This window comes from Sorangium sp. So ce406 (genome assembly GCF_051474675.1).
Lineage (GTDB): Bacteria > Myxococcota_A > Polyangia > Polyangiales > Polyangiaceae > Sorangium > Sorangium cellulosum_G.
Genome location: NZ_CP150340.1, coordinates 5,535,481 through 5,553,572, shown reverse-complemented (window position 1 = coordinate 5,553,572; position 18,092 = coordinate 5,535,481). Strand labels below are relative to the sequence as shown.

Here is an 18,092-nt window from a genome sequence, read left to right as displayed (position 1 = left end):
CGAGCATACCGCGGCTCGCGGCGCGTCCAGCGGCATCGCCGGCCGGCCTGCCTCGCGGCGCAGGTGGCGTGTCTCGCCCCATGGGAAAATTGAATGGACGAGAGAATTTTGTCTCACCGTGCCGAGAGCTGGAGCGCTTGAATCGATTCAGCTTTCTTACGGACTGGCGACGATTTGGATGTCCTGCGCCGGTCGGATCAGGTTAGATATCCTCCCGGCCGGCCGAACGTCTCCTCGTGGGAACAGAGCATCGTTTCAAGCGGAAGGAGCTCTCAATGCGCCTTGTGAGATCGCGTGTCTGCGGCTCGGCCGGTGTCCAGCTTGCGGTGATGGTCGCGGGTGTGTCTGCCCTCGCCGCCTGCGTGGCGGACATGGAGGACGATCCGGCGGGGGCCGTCGGAACTAGCCAGGAAAGCTTCGAGGCGTTCGAGCGGGCGACGTTCCGCGAGCCTGACTCCGGTGTGTACATCGTCGACGGCGACACGCCTGTCGTCGACATCAAGCATCTCCGGGAGTTCTGGGAGACCCACGTGCGCGACGGCGCCCTCATCGTGCAGCACGCCGGCGGCAGCGATGCGGTCTGGCCATCGAGCCAGAAGAAGAGCCTCACCTACTGCGTGAGCACGAGCTTCGGCGCCCGACATGGCGCCGTGGTGGCGGCGATGAACTCCGCCACCGGCGCGTGGGAGGCGGCGGCCGACGTCGATTTCATCCACGTGAGCGCCCAGGACGCGGCGTGCACTGCCAGCAACGGCAACGTGGTCTTCGACGTGAATCCGGTGAACGTCTTCGGGCAGTACCTCGCGCGGGCGTTCTTCCCCGACACGTCGCGGCGGGAGCGCAACGTGCTCATCGACAACAGCGCCTTCGGAGCGGGGGATCCCTCGCTGGAGGCGGTCCTGCGGCACGAGCTCGGGCACACGCTCGGCTTCCGCCACGAGCACACGCGCCCCGAGTCGGGCGCCTGCTTCGAGGACAACGACTGGCGCGCGCTGACGACCTACGACGTGGCGTCTGTCATGCACTATCCCCAGTGCAACGGCATCGACGACTGGAGCCTCGTGCTCACCGCGAAGGACATCCAGGGCGTCCAGGCGGTCTATGGCCCGCCCAGCGGCGGCGGCGGCGGCGGTGGTGGCGGCGGCGGCGGCGGTGCCGGCGGCGGCGGTGCCGGCGGTGCCGGCGGCGGCGGCGGTGCTGGCGGCGGCGGCGGCGGCGGCGGCACGACGGGGGGCACGCCGACGACCGAGAACTTCAGCGGCAGCATCGCCAGCTCCGCGTTCGTGGACGTGGGGTCGGGCGCCGGGTTCGACGTCACGCCGGGGACGAGCCTCCGTGTCGTCATGACCGGCTCGGGCGACCCTGACCTCTATGTGAGGTTCGGGGCGGCGCCGACGACGAGCGCCTACAACTGCCGCCCCTACACCGGCGGCGCGTCCGAGACATGCACGCTGGATGTGCCGGCCGGACAGACCAAGGCGTTCGTGAAGGTCCGGGGCTACACGAGCGCCACGTTCAACGTGGCTGTGACCTACACGCGGTCGAGCGGCGGCGGCAGCGGCGGCAGCGGCGGCGGCAGGGCGACGACGGCCACGTTCAGCGGCAGCCTCGCGGCGGGCGCGTGGGCCTCCCACGGGCCCCTCGCGGTGGTTCCAGGCACCCGCTTCGAGCTCGGGATGACCGGCTCGGGCGACCCCGACCTCTACGTGAGGTTCGGGGCGGCGCCGACGACGAGCGCCTACAACTGCCGCCCGTACAAGGACGGCGCGGCGGAGACCTGCTCGCTGACGGTCCCCGCGGGCCAGACGCAGGCCTTCATCTCGGTGAACGGCTACACGACCAGCACGTATCAGCTCAACGCGAGCTACACGACTCCGTAGTTCCCGCCCCGACGCGCATCCCCGAGGTGGGTATCAGGCGCAGGATGAGCAGAGTACGGGGGGCCCGTCATCCAACGGGCGAGCGGCATCTCTGCACAAAAAATCGTCGTCGGAAATTGGGCACTCCACAGGGACCCTTTCTAGGGTGCTCTCATGGACAAGAAAATTGTTGCCGCAACTCTCCTGCAGGCGCTTGCCGTTGCCCAGCGCGAAGGACGCGCCGAGACCCTCGAGTCGCTCGTCGAGAAGCTGCGTGTTCGCCGCAAGGACGTCCGGAGCACGCTGACCCTGCTCCACCGCCAGGGCATGGTGGACGTGCTCCGGATGCGACTCACGCTCTCCGGGTTCGCGATCGGCTCGGCGCTGATAGGAAAGACCTTGCCGGCGCTCCGCGCCGCCCCGCGCGCGGCCACCGCCGCGGCGTGAGCCGCAGCGCGGCATCCCGCGGGAGCGAGCGCTCCGAGCGCGCCGGCCGCCCCGAGCGCGCCGGCCGCCCCGAGCGCTCCGGCCGACCGGGCGGAGCCTAGGCCTCGACGAGGCCCGAGCGCACCGCGAGGCGGGTCAGGTCGGCCACGCTGTGCGTCGCCACCTTCGCGCAGAGGCGCGCCCGGTGCGTCTCGACCGTCTTCACGCTGATCGAGAGCTGCGCGGCGACCTCCTTGGCCGAGCGGCCCATCGCCAGCAGCCGGAGCACCTGCCGCTCCCGGTCGCTCAGCGACGCCACCATGTCGCCGCGCGAGGCCGCGTCGCGCCGCTGGAGCGCGCGCACCATCGCCGCGCTCACGTCCGGCGACACGGCGGTGCGCCCGCGGACCACGGTGCGCAGCGCCTCCACGAGGTCGGCGAGCCGGCTCTGCTTGGACAGGTATCCATCCGCGCCGGCCCGCATCGCCTCGGCCACGCGGAACTCGTCGCGGTGCATCGAGAGCACCACGAGGCGCAGCTCCGCGAGCCCCTTGAGCTGCCGGATCAGCTCGATGCCGCTGTGATCCGCGAGGCAGAGCTCGACCACCGCCACCTGACAGCGGTGGAGCTCCGGCGCGCCGAGCGCCTCCCTCGCGCTCCCAGCCTGAACGACCTCGCCCACCCCTGGCTGCGACGCGAGCGCGTGCGCCAGCGCTTCCCGTACGACGTGTTGATCATCGACGAGCAGGATATTCATGTTGACGGCCCCCCTTACCAAATTGCCTTGTATCAAAACCGTTTGAGCTCCACGAACCTGTTTTCTCGGTAAGGAGCCGCCTGGCAGCGTCGATTTCGTTCCTGCGGTGCCAGACTGGCCTCCTCGCGAGATCGCCTTGGACGAGCGCAAGAGGGCCAGTCCGTCATGCACCCTGGCGATCCGAGGTTCACCGCGGGAACGGCCGTTCGTTCGGCGAGCCGGGGCGCTCCTCGGTCGCTCCGTCGTCCAGGCATCCGGGCGCTCCGGTCGAAGCCTCTCCCGTGACCGTTATGTTTGCGCTAGATAGGCTGCCTCATGCCTGGCCTGCGCGGAGCTCTCCTCTCCGGTCTACGACCCGACTCGGCGTTCTGGCGCCGGGCCCTCACCGCGGGCGTGACGCGCGGGCCGGAGCCCTGGGTGCGCCACAGCCCGCCGGTCTTCGGCGTGCTCTTCGCGGCCGCGCTCCCCGAGCTGCGCCGGCGCGTCGAGCAGAACCTCCGCCGCCTGCGCGGCCCGCGGTCGCGCGTGGCCGACATGCTGGACACCGCCGCGGTGTTCGCCACCTACGGCAGCTGCATCACCGAGGCGCTCCTGCTCACCAGCGGCCGCGGCTACGCGGTGGAGCGGCGTTCGCGGGGCGTCGAGCACTACCACGCGTGCGCGGCGGCCGGCCGGGGGATCCTCATGGTCACGGCGCACACCGGCGGCTGGGACATCGCCGGACAGATCCTCGGCGTCGTGCACCCCGAGGGCGTCATGCTGGCGATGCAGCGGGAGCGCGACGCCGAGGCGCGCGCCATCCAGGACGCGGCGCGGCGGCGCGCCGGCGTCCAGGTGGCGCACATCGGCGACGGGCCGCTCGACGCGCTGCCGCTGCTCAACCACCTGCGGCGCGGCGGCGTCGTCGCCATGCAGATCGATCGCGTGCCGCCCGGGATGCGCAGCCGCGAGGTCCCGTTCCTCGGCGCCCGCTGGCGCGCGCCCGAGGGCCCGATCGCGCTCGCCGCGATGAGCGGCGCGCCCATCCTGCCGGTGTTCACACACCGCCTCGGCTTCCTCGAGTACGAGGCCGTGGTGGCGCCCCCGATCTGGCTCTCCCGCCGCGCCACCGAGGAGGAGCGGGACAGGGCGGCCGCGGAGATGATGGGCGCGATGGAGCGCTTCCTCCGCGCCCACCCGACGCAGTGGTTCCACTTCGCCCCCGACGGCCCCGTCGCGCCGGCGGCGGCGGGCTGAGCGGGCGTGTTCTAGAGGGGACCTTCCGTGAGGCCGTGGACGAACTGCCTGACGCGCGGGTCGTCGCTCGCCTTCGCCTCCTCGGTGGTGCCGTCGAAGATGAGCCGGCCGCGGTAGAGCATCCCCACCCGGTCCGTGACCGTGAGCAGCCGGTCGAGGTCGCTGGAGACCATCACCACGGTCGCGTTCATCGCCCGCTGCTCGGCGCGGAGCAGGTCGAAGATGCGCTGCGACGTCACCGGGTCGAGGCCGGCCGCGGGCTCGTCGTAGAGGACGATCTCGCCGCGCGCGATCGTGGCGCGGGCGACGCCGACGCGCTTCTTCTGGCCGCCGGACAGGCCGGCCGGCGTCCGGTCCTCGAAGCCCGCCAGCGACACGACGCGCAGCCGCTCGGCCACGCGCTCCTCGATCTCCTCCTCGCTCAGGTCGTAGAGCCGCCGCAGCGGGAACGCGATGTTCTCTCCCACCGTCATGTAGTCGAACAGCGCGTTGTTCTGGAACAGCATCCCGAACCTGAGCCGGAACGCCTGGAGCTCGATCTCGCTGAGCGCGTGCACGTCCTTCCCGTCGACGAGCACGCGCCCGCGCTCCGGCCGCAGGAGCCCGGTGATCATCTTGAGCAGCACGCTCTTGCCCGAGGCGCCCGGCCCGATCAGCCCGTACAGGCAGCCCGCGGGAACATCGAGGTCGACGCCCCGGAGGACGGGCATGCCCCCGAAGCTCTTCGTCAGCTGCTCGATCTGGATCATCGGTCGCGTGGCCACGGTCGCCGGGGAAGGGGCGCTCACGCCCGTACCATAGCCCCGTTCGCGGGGAGGGGGCGCGCGCGTGCGCGCTGGCAGGCCCCCGCTGCTGGGAGGGCCGCGCGCGCCCGCGTCATGGCTTCGCTACTTGAACGTCGTCCGCGCCACGTCGAGGCGCGGGTGGGACGGGAACGAGATCCCGCGGATCTGCCCGGCGATGCACGACGCGATGCCCGGGTTCGACGGGCTCGTGGTGACGGTGACGCCCACGGCGCGCCCGTTCTGCACGGCCGCGCAGACGTTCACCTCCATGCTCGAAGGCACGCCGCACGCGTTCAGGTAGCTGCCGCGGTTCAGCACGTTGCCGTAGGCGCCGGCCGTGAGATCGGGCGGGCCGTTGTTGCCGAGCTTGTACTCCTCGACATAGCGCGCCTGCGCCGCCTCGCAGCTCAGGCCACCGCCGAGCGTCGGGTAGCTGCCGCCGCCGCTCGGCCGCGCCCCCCCGCCGGCGCGCGCCGCCTTGGCGCTGCCGAGGCCGGCGTCGACCTCGATCGCGACGCGGTCGGTCGCGCCCTGCACCGCGAGCTCGCGCTCCTTCTTGTGGCTGCGCTCGCGGTACCACCAGCCCGCGCCCGCCGCGAGGATGACGCCCATCAGCGCCATCCCGAGCAGCGCCTTGTACTGCGTGCCCTGCTTCTCGGCCGACACCACGGCGTCGAGCGCGCGCTTCTCCTGCACGATGTCGCGGTTCAGCTTCGCCTGCTCGGCGAACGGCGCGAACTCCTCCCAGTCCTGGATCGCGCGCTCCTCCCCGGAGAACGTGTCGCGCAGCACCTGCTCGCCCGTGAAGGATCCGGACGCGATCTGCTGGAGCAGCTCCACGCTCGAGAACGGCCCGTGGTCCATGCCGTCCTTGATGACGACGTAGCGCGGCCGCGGATCGGACTCGAGCGCGGCCTTGAGGTCCGCGAGCTTGCGGGTCGGGTCGTTGCCGTGCAGGCGCTGCGGCTGCGCGACCGGGATGGCGACCGCGAACGGCCCGTCGCCGGACACCGCCTGGATCTTCGGCAGCGACGGGGCCGACGGGACGCGCGCCTCCTCTCCGTGCCCGCCCGGCGGCATCATCGAGAGGTTGATGTCGACCTCGAAGTCGCCGTCGCCGTCGAGGTGCGACGTGTCGGCGCTCGGCGGCATCGACGAGGCGCTCGGGACGATCTGGTAGAGCGCCTGCGCGAGGGCGGCGAGGTCCGCCGGGCGGTGCTTCGGATCGGCGACGAGCGACTTGCCGAGCACCGTTTCCAGCGCGGGCGGGATGTCGGGGATCACGTCCGCCGGCCGGCGCATCCCCGGGCCGACGCTGCTGCCGGTGAGCAGCTCGTAGAGGATGGCGCCGACCGCGAAGACGCTCGCGCGCGCGTCGCCCTCGGTGCCCTTGCGCTCCTCGGGCGCGAGGCAGGCGCGGTCGCGGGGCAGGGCGGGCGCGGCGTGCGCGAGCTCCTCGACGAGCTGGAGCGCGCCGCCCGCGCGGTAGGCGAGGGACGAGGGGTGCACGAACAGGGTCCGCCCCTGCGCGTGCAGCTCGTGGAGCTGCGTGCAGAGCGGCACGACGAGGCCGATGGCCTCGCGGATATCGAAGCGACGACCGGCCGCGCGGCGCGAATCCATCTCGGCGCGGAGCGTGCCGGCGGGGATGGACATGCCGACTGGCAACGGGGTGAGGATGACCTGGGCCTGAGCAGACATCGGGGAGGAACACTACGACAACACGCCCGCTCCGCTCAACGCTGCGACGCGATGCTTGCGGTGTGGACGTGCGAAGAAGCCTGGCGCCGACGTGTGTTGAGCAGCGTGAGCGTGCGCTTCTGACGTCAGCGTTCTTCAGCGCGCATCGGGTGTGCGTTCGTCGCTTCAGGGGGTGCGCCCGGCGGCGGTCTCAGCCGGGGTGGCGGCGTCTGCGCTGACGGCGAGGGTGTGCCCTGCGAAGAAGCGGAGCAGGTCGGCCTCGCGCGGCTTCGGCCAGCGCGCGTGGTTGATCGCGCCCTTCTTCGCGGAGCAGCGGTTCCTCAGGGCGCAGTGGGGCTCGTCTCTGCTCGCCTCGTCGAGGCGCAGGAACGCGGTCTGCGCGGAGAGCGCGTCGCGCGCGCGCAGCCACCGCTCGACCGACTCACATGGGAACACGTCGTCGCACGCGCGGTAGATCGCCATCGCGGGCGGGGGAGGGCCAGGGCACGCCCACGTGGCGGGCGGGGCGTCGCTGCCGAACGTCGCGGATGCGGCGACGCGATCGGCGCGCATCATCGCGTAGGTCGCCGCCATGTGGCCGCCGTACGAGTCGCCGAGCGCGTAGATGCGCCGCCTGTCGACGAGCTTCTTCTCGAGGAGTTGATCGATGAAGGCGTCGACGGTCGCGACGTCGACGTTGCTGTCGCCCGTGAACTCGGCGTCGAACGGCGACATCGGCGTGTACGTCTTCGAGCCGCGCTCGCGCTCGCCCTGCGTCGGGTTCTTGAAGGCGCGGCCCTGGGGGGCGAGCACGATGAAGCCCGCGTGGGCGGGGTCGCCGGTGAGGTTCCACGTGGCGCCGAGCTTGCGCAGGCCCGTCTCCTTGTCGACGGCGGTCGGGTTGTCGCCCTCGGCGTGGAAGAAGACGAGGAGCGGCAGCGGCGCGCGCGTCTCCACGCCGCTCGGCGCGATCACGCAGGCGTAGCGGGGCGACCCTTCAGCGTCGCGCGCCTCGAGCACCTGGGCGCCGCGGCACGGCGGCCTGCCCAGCGTCTTGCGCAGCTCTCGCCGTGGTTCTCCCTGCTCGGCGACGCACCTCCCCTCGCTGGGCGGCCTCGCCTCGGGCGGCTTCGGCGGCTTCGCGGCGGCGGCGGCCGAGCCGGCCGCGCGGGCGCCTGCGTCCTTCTGGGCCGCGGCCGTCCGGGGCTGTCCGGCGTCGGCCGCGGCGGCGCCGGCGCCTGCGTCCCGCTCGAAGACGCCGAGCAGGTCGCCGCCGTCGACCCCGGACGACGGCGTGGAGCACGCCGCGGCGATCCACGCCGCGGCGCCGGCGAGCGCGGCGCCCGCGAGCAGGGCGCGGCCGCGCCGGGGGCCAGGAGGGGCCGGCGTCGAGGTGCGCCGGGCGCGGAGGCCGGGTCGAGAGCGAGGCACGGGCGAACTGTAGTACGAGGGTTCCGGAGCTCAGCCGGGATTTCTCGCCCGGCAGAGCTCGGCGATCGGGTCGCCCTCGGGCGGCGGCGGGGCGGCGCAGGCGAGCGACCCGAGCACGCGCACGCGCCTGCGCTCCGTGGGCGGCGCGGCGAGGACGATCACCTCGGCCGGTCCTGGGGGGAAGTCCTCTGGAAGCGTGAAGGCGATATGGCGGTCTTCAGCGACGTTCACGTCGAGCTTTTGAGCATATCATGGACACGCCCAGAGGATTGGCGTCTGGTAGGCACGGAGCAAGTGATCCGACGTGACGAGCGTTGCGTCCTCCAACTGGGCTTGCGCCAGCAGCATTCGATCGAACGGGTCGCGATGGTGCAGTGGGAAGGCGGCCGCCGTCCAGACGTGTGCCGCTTCGATGGCCAGCTCCCGCACCGTCGGATGGCCGAGCCACCACGACCGCAGCTGCTCCGGCGGCAAGCTGCCTTGCAGCCGGCCGATGGAGTGCTTGATGGCGAGCTCCCAGCAGGAAGCGACCGAGATCAATACCTGGCTTCCAGGGTCCTGGATCGCATCGACGACCTCCGGTCGCAAGCGTCCAGGATCAGCGGCAAACCAGATCAGGACGTGCGTGTCGAGCAGCCACTTCAAGCTTCGTCTCCCTCGAGCGCGCGCCGGATGTCGTCAGGGAGAGGTGCATCGAAGTCGTCCTTGATCTCGATCTGCCCGCGCAAGCCACCTGCGACCGGCGCGATGCGGGCCGGCGGCTGCGCCTCGCCGAGCGCGATGAGCTCGACGCGCTGCCCACGAAGCGGCGAGAGGGCGGGCAGGGCGCGCACGATGGCGTCGTCCACGAGCACCTGGATCTTGAGCGCTTGCATGCACGTAGGATGCGGCATCGGGGGTAGAACGTCCATGCTCCGGAGGCCGCTGTGACGGAGCGGACGGTGGAGCCGACGGGCCGTGGCACCGGGCGGCGCCAGGGGCGGACGGACGAATGCAGGTATCAAGGGTCGTCTGCCCAATTATCCGGCACGATTGACGAGGTAGGGCGCAATGCAAGCTGACGTGCTGAGCTGGCCCAGCGTGGCTCGACGGATCGATCTCCGAACAGAAGGGCGCGCCGCTTCTTCCACGCACCATGGTTCGTCTTGCGATGGATATCGTGGTTCCGCGGGTACCACGAAGAACCGCTCCTTCGGCACGCGGAGCCGCCCGAGCGTCGCCTCCACGAACTCCGTCGCTGGCCCGTACTCCTCCGGGATCCCATGGTCGGCGACATCACCGGTGAAGCAGACGAGATCGATCGGGATCCCGTCCTCCACGAGAGCGCCGAGGTTCCTCATCTTCAGAGACCCCTCAACCAACCCTCAGCGATGGCGCGTCCGCACGGCCAGCGCGTCGATGACCCGCCTCGGCGCAGGGCGATGTAAGGAGAACGAGCCGCAGCTGCGCCCGGCGCGAGCTGGAGCGCGGCGAGAGGCCACCGGTTGGCGCATCGATGTAAGCTAACTTACTCGATGGTGCCGCCGAGAGGCGGTCAGCGCGAGTTGGAATGCCGCAAAAGGTGGCCGGGGGGTGGTTCGCGTAAGATGTCTTACTCCCGTGTGCTGCTGGGAGGGGGTTGGCGCGCGTCGGGACGCGGCGAGAGCCCACTGGGCGGCGTGTTGACGTGAGCTGTCTTACTTCAGGGCGCCGCCGAGCGGCGCTCGGCGCAAGTTGGAATGCCGCGAGGGGCTGCCGGGTGGCGATTGATGTAAGTTGTCTTACTTCGTGGTGCCACGAGCAGGCGCTCGGCGACGGCGGGAACGCGACCAGATGCCGCCGGGAGGCGACCGAGCACTCCTTCAGACCAGACTGCGAGAGCCAGACCAGACTGCGAGAGCTCGGGCAGACTGTGAGAGCTCGGTCAGCCGCCTGCGCGGATGGTAGAGACCGACGACGGCGCCCGCGCCCGTCCGGCGCGACCCGGACGAACGTACCACGACGACCCCCGGCCGCTTGCGGGGGAGCCCGCCGTGGCTAGGCTGGTGCGCACCCAGCCATGACGCCCTTCGATATCCTCATCGGCACCGCGCTCGCGGCGCTCCTTGCTTTCCAGATCTACGTGACCGTGCGCGTCTTTCGAAGCCGCGTCTACGAGCCCAAGCAGAAGGTCTACCAGGCGCAGCTCGTCTGGCTCCTCCCGATCATCGGTGCCGGGCTGGTGTTCTCGATCCTCCAGGAGGAAGACAAGTCGCGCCGCGACGCCTCCTCGCACCTCGGGAGCTGAGCCGGCGCGCTCTGCCGCCGGGCCGCACCGCCGGTCCGCGCGGTCACGCCGGCGAACCCGCCGGCGTCACGTCCAGCCGCTCGCCTCTCCTCCCTCCGTCCTCCACGCTCATCTGGCCACCTCGGCGCATCCCGCGCGATGCGACGGTGGCACAATCGAACAGGGAATTTCGGTTTCGCCCTTCGGTCCAGCGGCGCCGTGCGCTATGGCTCAGGGAGCATGGCGGACGACGTCTTCGGCATCGTCGGGACCACGCAGGCGGGTAATTTCCACGTCGAGCAGGTGGTCGCAGAGGGGGGATTCGGCGTGGTGTACCGCGCCATCCATGCCGGTTTCCGCGCGCCGGTCGCCTTGAAGTGCCTCAAGGTCTCCGAGGCGAAGACCCCGCGCGAGCGCCAGCTCTTCCTGGAGAAATTCCGCGAGGAGGCCCAGCTCCTCTTCCGGCTCTCCGCCTCCATCCCGGAGGTCGTCCGCCCCCTCCACGTGGACGTGCTGCACCTGAAGCGTGGGGAGTTCGTCCCCTTCCTCGCCCTCGAGTGGCTGGAGGGCGAGTCGCTCGACAAGGTCATCGATCGGCGCAGGCACAACCGGGAGCCGCCGATCCCGCTCCACCGGCTGATGAAGATGATGCGCCCCATCGCCCAGGCGATCGCGCGCGCGCACCGCTTCCCGAGCCCGAACGGCACGGTGTCGATCATCCACCGCGACCTCAAGCCCGAGAACATCTTCATCACGACGCAGGAGGGGACCGAGCGCCTCAAGATCCTCGACTACGGCATCGCCCAGGCGAAGACGCTCGCCGAGCAGGCCGTCGGCCGGGTGACGAACGGCGACCCGCTGAACGCGTTCTCCCCGGCGTACGGCGCCCCGGAGCAGTGGGCGCCGAAGCGGTTCGGGCAGGCGGGAACCTGGACCGACGTCTGGGGTCTTGCGCTCACCATGGTCGAGGCGCTGGTCGGGCGGCAGGTGATCGAGGGCGAGGCGCAGGCGATGATGGGCACGGCGCTCGACGTGAAGCGCCGCCCCACGCCCCGGACCGAGGGCGCCAACATCCCGCCGGAGGTCGACGCGGTGTTCGAGCGCGCGCTCGCCGTGAGCCCGCGCGACCGCACGCGGGACATCGAGACGTTCTGGTCGGAGCTGGAGGCGGCGATGGGGGTCGCGCCGACGTTCGGGCGGGCCTCCGCGGACGACGGGTACTCCGTGCCGCCGCCGTCGTCGTCGATGCGCGCGGCCCCGCAGGTCAAGCGCGCCGCCCACGTCTGGCTCGACACGCCCGCGGACGGCGGATCGCTGGAGATCGACCTCGACATGGCCCCCGCCTCGATGCGCCCGCCGAAGGGCGGCCGCCGCGACGGCCCGGCGAGCAGCATGCGCCCGGCGCCGCCCCCGGACTCGGCCGGCCTCGAGATGGATCTGCCCGAGGGGCCGCCGGCGAGCGCGATGGGCGCGATGGGTCGCGGCGTGGGCGCGCTCGCCTCCGAGGGCGTGCCCGGCAGCGGGCGAGGCCGCGCGGCGCGCGACGATCGCGCGGGCTTCGCGGAGTCGACGCCCGTCGGCGTGCTCCCCCGCGCCGTCGGGATGGAGAGCGCCCCGCCGAGCACGCGCGCGCGCGCCGGCGGCATGGGCATGATGGAGAGCGCGCCGCCGCTGGAGGTGGCGCTCAGCGTGGCGCCGCGCGCGACCTCGATGGCGCCCGCGGTGCGCCCGCTGTCGGACATGCCGTCGACCCGCTACCGGCCGTCGGCGCGCCCGCCGGCGGACCTGCGGCCGCGCCCCGCGGATCCGAAGCCGCTCGCCGGGCCGACGCTCCTCCAGCAGCTCGCCCTGCCCGTGGCCTGCATCGTGTTCGCGTGCGTGCTCACGGTGGCCGACCTCATCATCAAGCGATCGGGCGAGGCGCTGAGCTTCGGCCCGGTGCGCGCGTTCTGGGTCGCCGGCGTGCTGCTCCTCGTCGGCGTCGGCCTGTTCTTCTGGCGCATGCTCGGAGATCCCGGAGATGCCTGACGTGACCCCCGGCGGCGCGCTCGCGGAGCAGCGCGCCGACCAGAGCGTATCGGCCCGCTTCACGCGGCTGATGAACGCGTCGACCTCGCGGTGGGGCGTGCTGACCGATCCCCCGCTCGTGTCGCTCGCCTCGGGCGTCTTCCTGCTCGCGTTCCTCGGCGCGCTCGGCCGCGACGCCGGCCCCTCGGTCGCGCGCGCGCTCGGCGGCCTCGTGCTCGCGCCGCTGGCGATCGCGCTCGTCGTCAGCGTGGCGCTGCGCGGCGCGCGGCGCGCGGTCGTCGCGTGGCTCGCGCGCCAGCCGTTCCCGGTGGAGAACCTGAACGCCGTGCTGAACGGACTGGGCGAGGCGCTCGAGGTCACCTTCGCCGACGCCGTCCCCGAGACGGCGGAGCTCAACGCCGAGCTCGACAAGGTGCACCCGGATGCGTTCGTGACGGGCGGCGTCGAGGACGCGCGCTCGCTGGACATCCGCATCGGCGTCGTCGACTCGAAGCGAAACCCGGCCGTCACCAACCACCGGCGCTACGTCCGCGTCCGCGAGATCGTCGAGCGCGTGCTCGTGCCGCTCGCGGAGCGCTACCCGATCCAGAGCGTCCGGGTGAAGTAGACGCAAGCCGACGCAAGCCGACGCAGCCCGACACAAGCCGACGCCAGGCGCCGCGCGCGGCTTGCCATCCCGCCCGGTACCCCTGCTATCGTCGCGGCCCATGACCGCCTCGACCTCCGAGAAGCTCCTCTCCGATCTGGAAGCGCGGGGCATCACCCGCGCCAAGATCGGCGGCTTTGACATCGACGGGATCCTCCGCGGCAAGTACGTCTCCCTCGAGAAGCTGAAGAGCGCGCTCGGGAGCGGCTTCGGCTTCTGCGACGTCATCTTCGGCTGGGACATCGCGGACGTCCTCTACGACAACGCCAAGGTCACCGGCTGGCACACGGGCTACCCGGACGCGCACGCGGTCCTCGATCCGAGCACGCTGCGCGACCTGCCGTGGGAGCCGAACACGGTGGCCATGCTCGCCGACTTCCGCGACGAGCGCGGCGGCCCGCACCCGGCGTGCCCGCGCTCGCTGCTCCGGAGCGTCATCGCGAAGGGCGAGCGCATGGGCTACTCGGCGAAATTCTCATGCGAGTTCGAGTTCTTCCTCTTCGAGGAGACGCCCCGCTCGCTGCACGAGAAGCGCTTCGCCGGCCTGACGCCGCTCAGCCCCGGCATGTTCGGCTACTCGTGGGTCCGCGAGGGCCAGAACCAGAAGCTCATGGCGGCCATCCTCGACCAGATGCGCGCCTTCGACATCGAGATCGAGGGCCTGCACACCGAGACGGGCCCGGGCGTGTACGAGGCGGCGATCCGCTACGACGACGTGCTCCGCGCCGCGGACAAGGCCGCGCTCTTCAAGGTCGCGATGAAGCAGATCGCCCACGAGCACGGCCTCTCGGTGACGTTCATGGCGAAGTGGAACGCCGAGCTCCCCGGATCGAGCGGCCACCTGCACCAGAGCCTGTGGAAGGACGGCCGCAACGTCTTCGAGGACGCGTCGGCGCCCGACAGGCTCCCGGCCGCGCTGCGCCACTACGTCGGCGGGCAGATCGCGCTCATGCCCGAGCTGACGGCGCTCTACTCGCCCACGATCAACGCCTACAAGCGGTACGTGCCCGGCGTCTGGGCGCCGCTCACGGCGAGCTGGGGCGTCGAGAACCGGACGGCGGCGATCCGCCTCATCGGCCTCGGCACGCCCGGCGCGCGCGTCGAGTACCGCCAGACGGCCGCGGACATCAACCCGTACGTCGCCATGGCCGCGTGCCTCGGCGCGGGGCTCCACGGCATCGAGCACGGCGTCGAGCCGCCGCCGCAGGCGTCCGGGGACGCGTCGTCCGCCGAGTCGTCGCGCCTGTCGCTGCCGCGCACGCTCGCCGAGGCGACGCGGATGCTCGCGGGCAGCCAGAAGGCCCGGGAGATCCTCGGCGAGACGTTCGTCGAGCACTATGTCAGGACGCGCGACTGGGAAGTGCGGCAGTACGATCGCGCGGTCACGGATTGGGAGTTGAAGCGCTACTTCGAGGCGGTGTGACCATGAGCCAGTTCACGGTTTGGAGCTTTCCTACACGCATCCTCTTCGGCGTCGGCGTCGTCGGGCAGACGGGCGCCGAGGCGCGCCGGCTCGGGGCGTCGCGGGCGCTGATCGTCACGGACAAGGGCGTCGTCCGCTCGGGGCTGCTCGAGCCCGTCGCCGCGTCGCTGCGGAAGGAGGGCGTCGAGGTCGCCGTCTTCGACGACGTGCTCGGCAACCCCATCGAGAAGAACGTGCACGACGGCGTCGCCGCGTTCCGCGAGGCGCGCGCCGATCTCGTCGTCGCGCTCGGCGGCGGCTCGCCGCTCGACGTCGGCAAGCTCGTCCGCCTCGGCGTGAACCACGGCCGGCCGCTCGTCGACTACGACGACGCCACGGGCGGCGATCGCTTCATCACGCCCGACGTCCCGCCGATGCTCGCCATCCCGACCACCGCGGGGACCGGCAGCGAGGTCGGCCGCTCGGGCGTCGTGACGCTCGACGTGAACCACCGCAAGACGGTGATCTTCTCGCCGTACCTGCTCGCGAACGCCGCGCTGCTCGACCCGGAGATGACGCGGTCGATGCCGGCCTTCCTCACGGCGGCGACGGGCTTCGACGCGCTCACCCACTGCGTCGAGGCGTACGTCTCGAAGGGCGATCACCCGATGGCCGACGGCATCGCGCTCGAGGGGATCCGCCTCGCCGCCGCGCACCTGGAGCGCGCGGTCACGCACGGCAACGATCTCGACGCGCGCGGCGGCATGATGAAGGCGGCGATGATGGGCGCCGTCGCGTTCCAGAAGGGGCTCGGCGCCTGCCACTCGCTCGCCCACCCGCTCTCGAGCGAGTGCGGGCTGCACCACGGCCTCGCCAACGCCCTCTGCCTGCCGCCGGTCGTCGAGTTCAACGTCGCCGCCGCGGGGCCGCGCCTCGCCCGCGTCTCCGCCCTCCTCGGCGGCCCCGAGGACGCGGCCGCCTGCGCGGACGCCATCCGCGCCCTGCGCACCCGCATCGGGCTGGCGGCCGGCCTCGAGAAGGCCGGCGTCCCGCGCGACAAGCTCGACGCGCTGGCCGACCTCGCCGCTCAGGACGCATGCCACTCGTGCAACCCGCGCCCGTGCTCGCGCGAGGATCTCCGCCAGCTCTACGAGGCCTCCTTCGCGGGCTGACGCGCGCGCCGCGCCGCGCCGCACGGGCACCCTCGCCGCGTCCGACGCGCGCCGCGCGGCGAGCGCGCGTCGGACGCGTGCGGTGCCCGCGACGCTCCGGTGACGCGCCCGCGCCGTCGACGCCCGGAGCGCTGACGAGGCGCTGACGAGCGCTGACCGCGACGGGATCTCGGCCATTTGCCGGCATCCAGCGGGTCGCTGGAGGCCGGCCTACCTCTGGCCGACAATGGATAAATGAGGTAGCAGGGGGGCACGATGACCGTGACGACCACCGAGCGCACCGCGCGTCCAGCGACATGCCAGATGTTCGAGACGCCGCTCATCGAGCGGTTTTCGCGGATTCATCCGATCACGCCGTTCGCCTTCTGGCTCCCGGTCTACGGGTATCTGATCGTCCGCGCCGCGCGCCACGGCGTCGGCCTGCTGGAGGGGATCGGGCTCGTGCTGGTCGGCCTGTTCCTGTGGACGTTCGCCGAGTACGTCCTGCATCGATACGTGTTTCACTACGTCGGGCCGCGCCTGTGGCAGCGCCGGATGCACTTCGTCCTCCACGGGGTGCACCATGATTTCCCGCAGGACGCCGACCGGCTGGTCATGCCGCTCGGCGCCAGCATCCCGCTCGGCGTCGTGTTCTACACGCTGTTCCGCGTCGTTTTTGGCCCTGTTCCAGCGGATCCGCTGTTCGCGGGCTTCGGCCTCGGCTACCTCGTGTACGACGGCACGCACTATGCCATTCACCACTTCCGCATGAGCTCTCGCTGGGGGAAGTGGATCAAGCGCCATCACATGGTCCATCACCACACCGGGGAGCACGCGCGGTGGGGCGTGTCGTCGCCGCTCTGGGACTGGGTCTTCGGGACGATGGGCACCTCGCAGCCGGGAAAAGGGAGCTGACCGGGAGAGCGCGGCGCGGGCTCCGGAGCGCGGGTGTGGTGATCGTCGGGAGCGTGGGAATCGGTCAGCGGCGCCGTGGGTTGAGAGGCCGTGAATCGGTCGCGCCTGGACGCCTGTGCGTGCGTGGACGATGCGGCGCGACAGCGTCGCGCTGAGCCGATCGCGCGTCGACGAGAGGAGGGGGAGGGGGCGGCAGGTCGGCTCGCCGCGCCGCGCGATCGTCACGCGATCGCCGCGCGCGGCCTGGGGCCGGGCGCGCGGCGATCGCGTGACGATCGCGCGGCGCCCGCCGGGGCTCACGCGCGCGGCGGACGGGAGTGCTTGACGTGCGTCGCGACGGGCTCGAGGTTCAGCGGGCGCCTCACAGCGAGGGGGTCGTGCCGGGGGCAGGGGCGGGCTGACCGGCCGGCGCGTCGGGCAGCCGCCTCATCGCGCCGGCATAGAAGGTCCGCAGCGTGTTGCGTCCGCAGTAGGGGCACAGCCACGCCACGTCGAACCGGTCGAGGTGGGCGTTGATGCTGTGCGCCGGCGCGAGCTCCCGATCGGCCTCACCGGAGGCCGACCGACCGCGGGGGGCCCGGGCGGCCCACCCGGCGATGACGTGCCGGTGCTCGTCCAGGGTGGCTGAGAGGCTTGCCTGGCACTCGCAAGGAGTGGAGATGAGGAACCGACTCATGCGTAACCGTCCTTCGTAGATGTTTCCGTAAAACCATGTCGGCATGCCGCGACGCGGCGTGCCCGGGAAGCGTGCTCGGGCAGCGCCCGAGAGCTTTCTCGGCAACCCTGTCCCGGAGCCATGTCCCGAAAGAGACGCGTCCCCATATAAAGGTTGGTCAGTTTGAGCTCAAGGGGTGTTAGCCTGGAGTACGGTCGCCTTGCTGTGACCGAGGAAGGGGAGTCCATGACCGCTCGACGTGCCGCTCGTGAGCGCGCGACGCTGGCGTCCGGGAGGTTGCAGGTCGTCGAGACGCGGCGGCCTGGACCGCGCTCGGTGCGCAGCTTCAAGATCCTGCTCGCGCACGACGCGCGCGCGACGACCTGCGATCCGCTGGCCCGCGCGATCGAGGCCGCGCTGGAGAACGTCGAGATCGTGGACGCGTCGTCGATCGACGACGCCCTGCTCGCGTCGGCGACCGAGCGGTTCGACGCGTGCCTGGTCTGCCTGGATCTGCCGCCGGCCCCGCTCGGCGGCGCGCGCCTCGCGGCCGAGCTCGTGGGCACGAACCACCCGGTCGTGCTCGTGACGAGGAGCCTGCGCTGGCTGCCGCCCGACAGGCCCACGCTGCAGAACCTGCCCTGGATCCCGCCCGACGCGGGGACGGCCGAGATCACCAGGGCGATCACGGAGGCGACCAGCGAGTGCGACAGCATGATCCGCCGGCGCGCGCCGCTGCCCGGCGAGCTGCTCGACGCGCCCGCCTTGCGCGCGCGCCGGTAAGGGCGGCGCGCGCCGCGCGCCCCGCGCCGCGCACTGGGCGCCGGATCGAAAAAGCAGAGGAAGGGGCTTGCTCTGCGGCTCGAGATTCGATAG

The 18,092-nt window shown here is 71.8% G+C and carries 18 protein-coding genes; 10 read left to right on the top strand and 8 right to left on the bottom strand.

What is annotated here, in order from left to right:
* The first annotated feature begins 275 nt into the window (after positions 1-275).
* The gene (locus WME96_RS20455; RefSeq protein ID WP_437291771.1) at positions 276-1,880 is read left to right on the top strand and encodes a pre-peptidase C-terminal domain-containing protein; all 1,605 of its coding nucleotides are present in this window, start codon (positions 276-278) and stop codon (positions 1,878-1,880) included.
* Between the two features lie 153 nt (positions 1,881-2,033).
* Entirely contained in the window at positions 2,034-2,306 is a 273-nt protein-coding gene (locus WME96_RS20450; RefSeq protein WP_061614995.1) for a hypothetical protein, read from the top strand.
* Between the two features lie 97 nt (positions 2,307-2,403).
* Here WME96_RS20450 and WME96_RS20445 read toward each other — a convergent pair whose 3' ends face one another.
* Positions 2,404-3,042 (bottom strand): response regulator, encoded by a 639-nt coding sequence (locus WME96_RS20445; RefSeq protein WP_437291770.1) that lies wholly within the window; start codon positions 3,040-3,042, stop codon positions 2,404-2,406.
* A gap of 315 nt (positions 3,043-3,357) precedes the next feature.
* Between WME96_RS20445 and WME96_RS20440 the strand changes: the two genes are divergently transcribed.
* Complete coding sequence (locus WME96_RS20440) at positions 3,358-4,278, top strand: LpxL/LpxP family acyltransferase (RefSeq protein WP_437291769.1); 921 nt, start codon at positions 3,358-3,360, stop codon at positions 4,276-4,278.
* 11 nt (positions 4,279-4,289) lie between these two features.
* Here the strand turns inward: WME96_RS20440 and WME96_RS20435 are convergent, their stop codons facing one another.
* From WME96_RS20435 to WME96_RS20410, 6 genes are all read right to left on the bottom strand, one after another.
* The gene (locus WME96_RS20435; RefSeq protein WP_437291768.1) at positions 4,290-5,066 is read right to left on the bottom strand and encodes an ABC transporter ATP-binding protein; all 777 of its coding nucleotides are present in this window, start codon (positions 5,064-5,066) and stop codon (positions 4,290-4,292) included.
* Positions 5,067-5,165: 99 nt separating this feature from the next.
* Positions 5,166-6,764: a hypothetical protein gene (locus WME96_RS20430; RefSeq protein WP_437291767.1), complete on the bottom strand. Its 1,599-nt coding sequence runs from the start codon at positions 6,762-6,764 to the stop codon at positions 5,166-5,168.
* 165 nt (positions 6,765-6,929) lie between these two features.
* On the bottom strand, positions 6,930-8,174 hold the full coding sequence (locus WME96_RS20425) for a hypothetical protein (RefSeq protein WP_437291766.1): 1,245 nt from the start codon (positions 8,172-8,174) through the stop codon (positions 6,930-6,932).
* Positions 8,175-8,204: 30 nt separating this feature from the next.
* A complete protein-coding gene (locus tag WME96_RS20420) occupies positions 8,205-8,405 on the bottom strand; it encodes a hypothetical protein (protein WP_437291765.1) in 201 nt (66 codons plus the stop codon).
* An 18-nt stretch (positions 8,406-8,423) separates the two neighbouring features.
* On the bottom strand, positions 8,424-8,819 hold the full coding sequence (locus WME96_RS20415; RefSeq protein WP_437291764.1) for a type II toxin-antitoxin system VapC family toxin: 396 nt from the start codon (positions 8,817-8,819) through the stop codon (positions 8,424-8,426).
* On the bottom strand, positions 8,816-9,049 hold the full coding sequence (locus WME96_RS20410; protein WP_437291763.1) for a prevent-host-death protein: 234 nt from the start codon (positions 9,047-9,049) through the stop codon (positions 8,816-8,818). The genes WME96_RS20415 and WME96_RS20410 overlap by 4 nt, the downstream gene beginning before the upstream one ends.
* Positions 9,050-10,212: 1,163 nt before the next feature.
* On the opposite strand from WME96_RS20410, the gene WME96_RS20405 reads away from it, so the two are divergent.
* The 6 genes from WME96_RS20405 (at position 10,213) to WME96_RS20380 (ending at position 16,561) form a co-directional block, all read left to right on the top strand.
* A complete protein-coding gene (locus WME96_RS20405) occupies positions 10,213-10,440 on the top strand; it encodes a hypothetical protein (RefSeq protein ID WP_433937176.1) in 228 nt (75 codons plus the stop codon).
* 219 nt (positions 10,441-10,659) lie between these two features.
* Positions 10,660-12,447 (top strand): serine/threonine protein kinase, encoded by a 1,788-nt coding sequence (locus WME96_RS20400; RefSeq protein ID WP_437291762.1) that lies wholly within the window; start codon positions 10,660-10,662, stop codon positions 12,445-12,447.
* Complete coding sequence (locus WME96_RS20395; RefSeq protein ID WP_437291761.1) at positions 12,440-13,054, top strand: hypothetical protein; 615 nt, start codon at positions 12,440-12,442, stop codon at positions 13,052-13,054. The genes WME96_RS20400 and WME96_RS20395 overlap by 8 nt, the downstream gene beginning before the upstream one ends.
* 100 nt (positions 13,055-13,154) lie before the next feature.
* A complete protein-coding gene (locus WME96_RS20390; protein WP_437291760.1) occupies positions 13,155-14,516 on the top strand; it encodes a glutamine synthetase family protein in 1,362 nt (453 codons plus the stop codon).
* Complete coding sequence (locus WME96_RS20385) at positions 14,513-15,667, top strand: iron-containing alcohol dehydrogenase (RefSeq protein ID WP_437291759.1); 1,155 nt, start codon at positions 14,513-14,515, stop codon at positions 15,665-15,667. The genes WME96_RS20390 and WME96_RS20385 overlap by 4 nt, the downstream gene beginning before the upstream one ends.
* A 255-nt stretch (positions 15,668-15,922) precedes the next feature.
* Entirely contained in the window at positions 15,923-16,561 is a 639-nt protein-coding gene (locus WME96_RS20380; protein ID WP_437291758.1) for a sterol desaturase family protein, read from the top strand.
* Between the two features lie 361 nt (positions 16,562-16,922).
* On the opposite strand, the gene WME96_RS20375 is transcribed toward WME96_RS20380, so the two are convergent.
* Positions 16,923-17,237 carry a hypothetical protein gene (locus tag WME96_RS20375; protein ID WP_437291757.1) on the bottom strand — a complete coding sequence of 105 codons (315 nt, stop codon included), beginning with the start codon at positions 17,235-17,237 and terminating at the stop codon, positions 16,923-16,925.
* A gap of 225 nt (positions 17,238-17,462) precedes the next feature.
* Between WME96_RS20375 and WME96_RS20370 the strand changes: the two genes are divergently transcribed.
* Positions 17,463-17,999: a hypothetical protein gene (locus tag WME96_RS20370; RefSeq protein WP_437291756.1), complete on the top strand. Its 537-nt coding sequence runs from the start codon at positions 17,463-17,465 to the stop codon at positions 17,997-17,999.
* Positions 18,000-18,092: the final 93 nt, after the last annotated feature.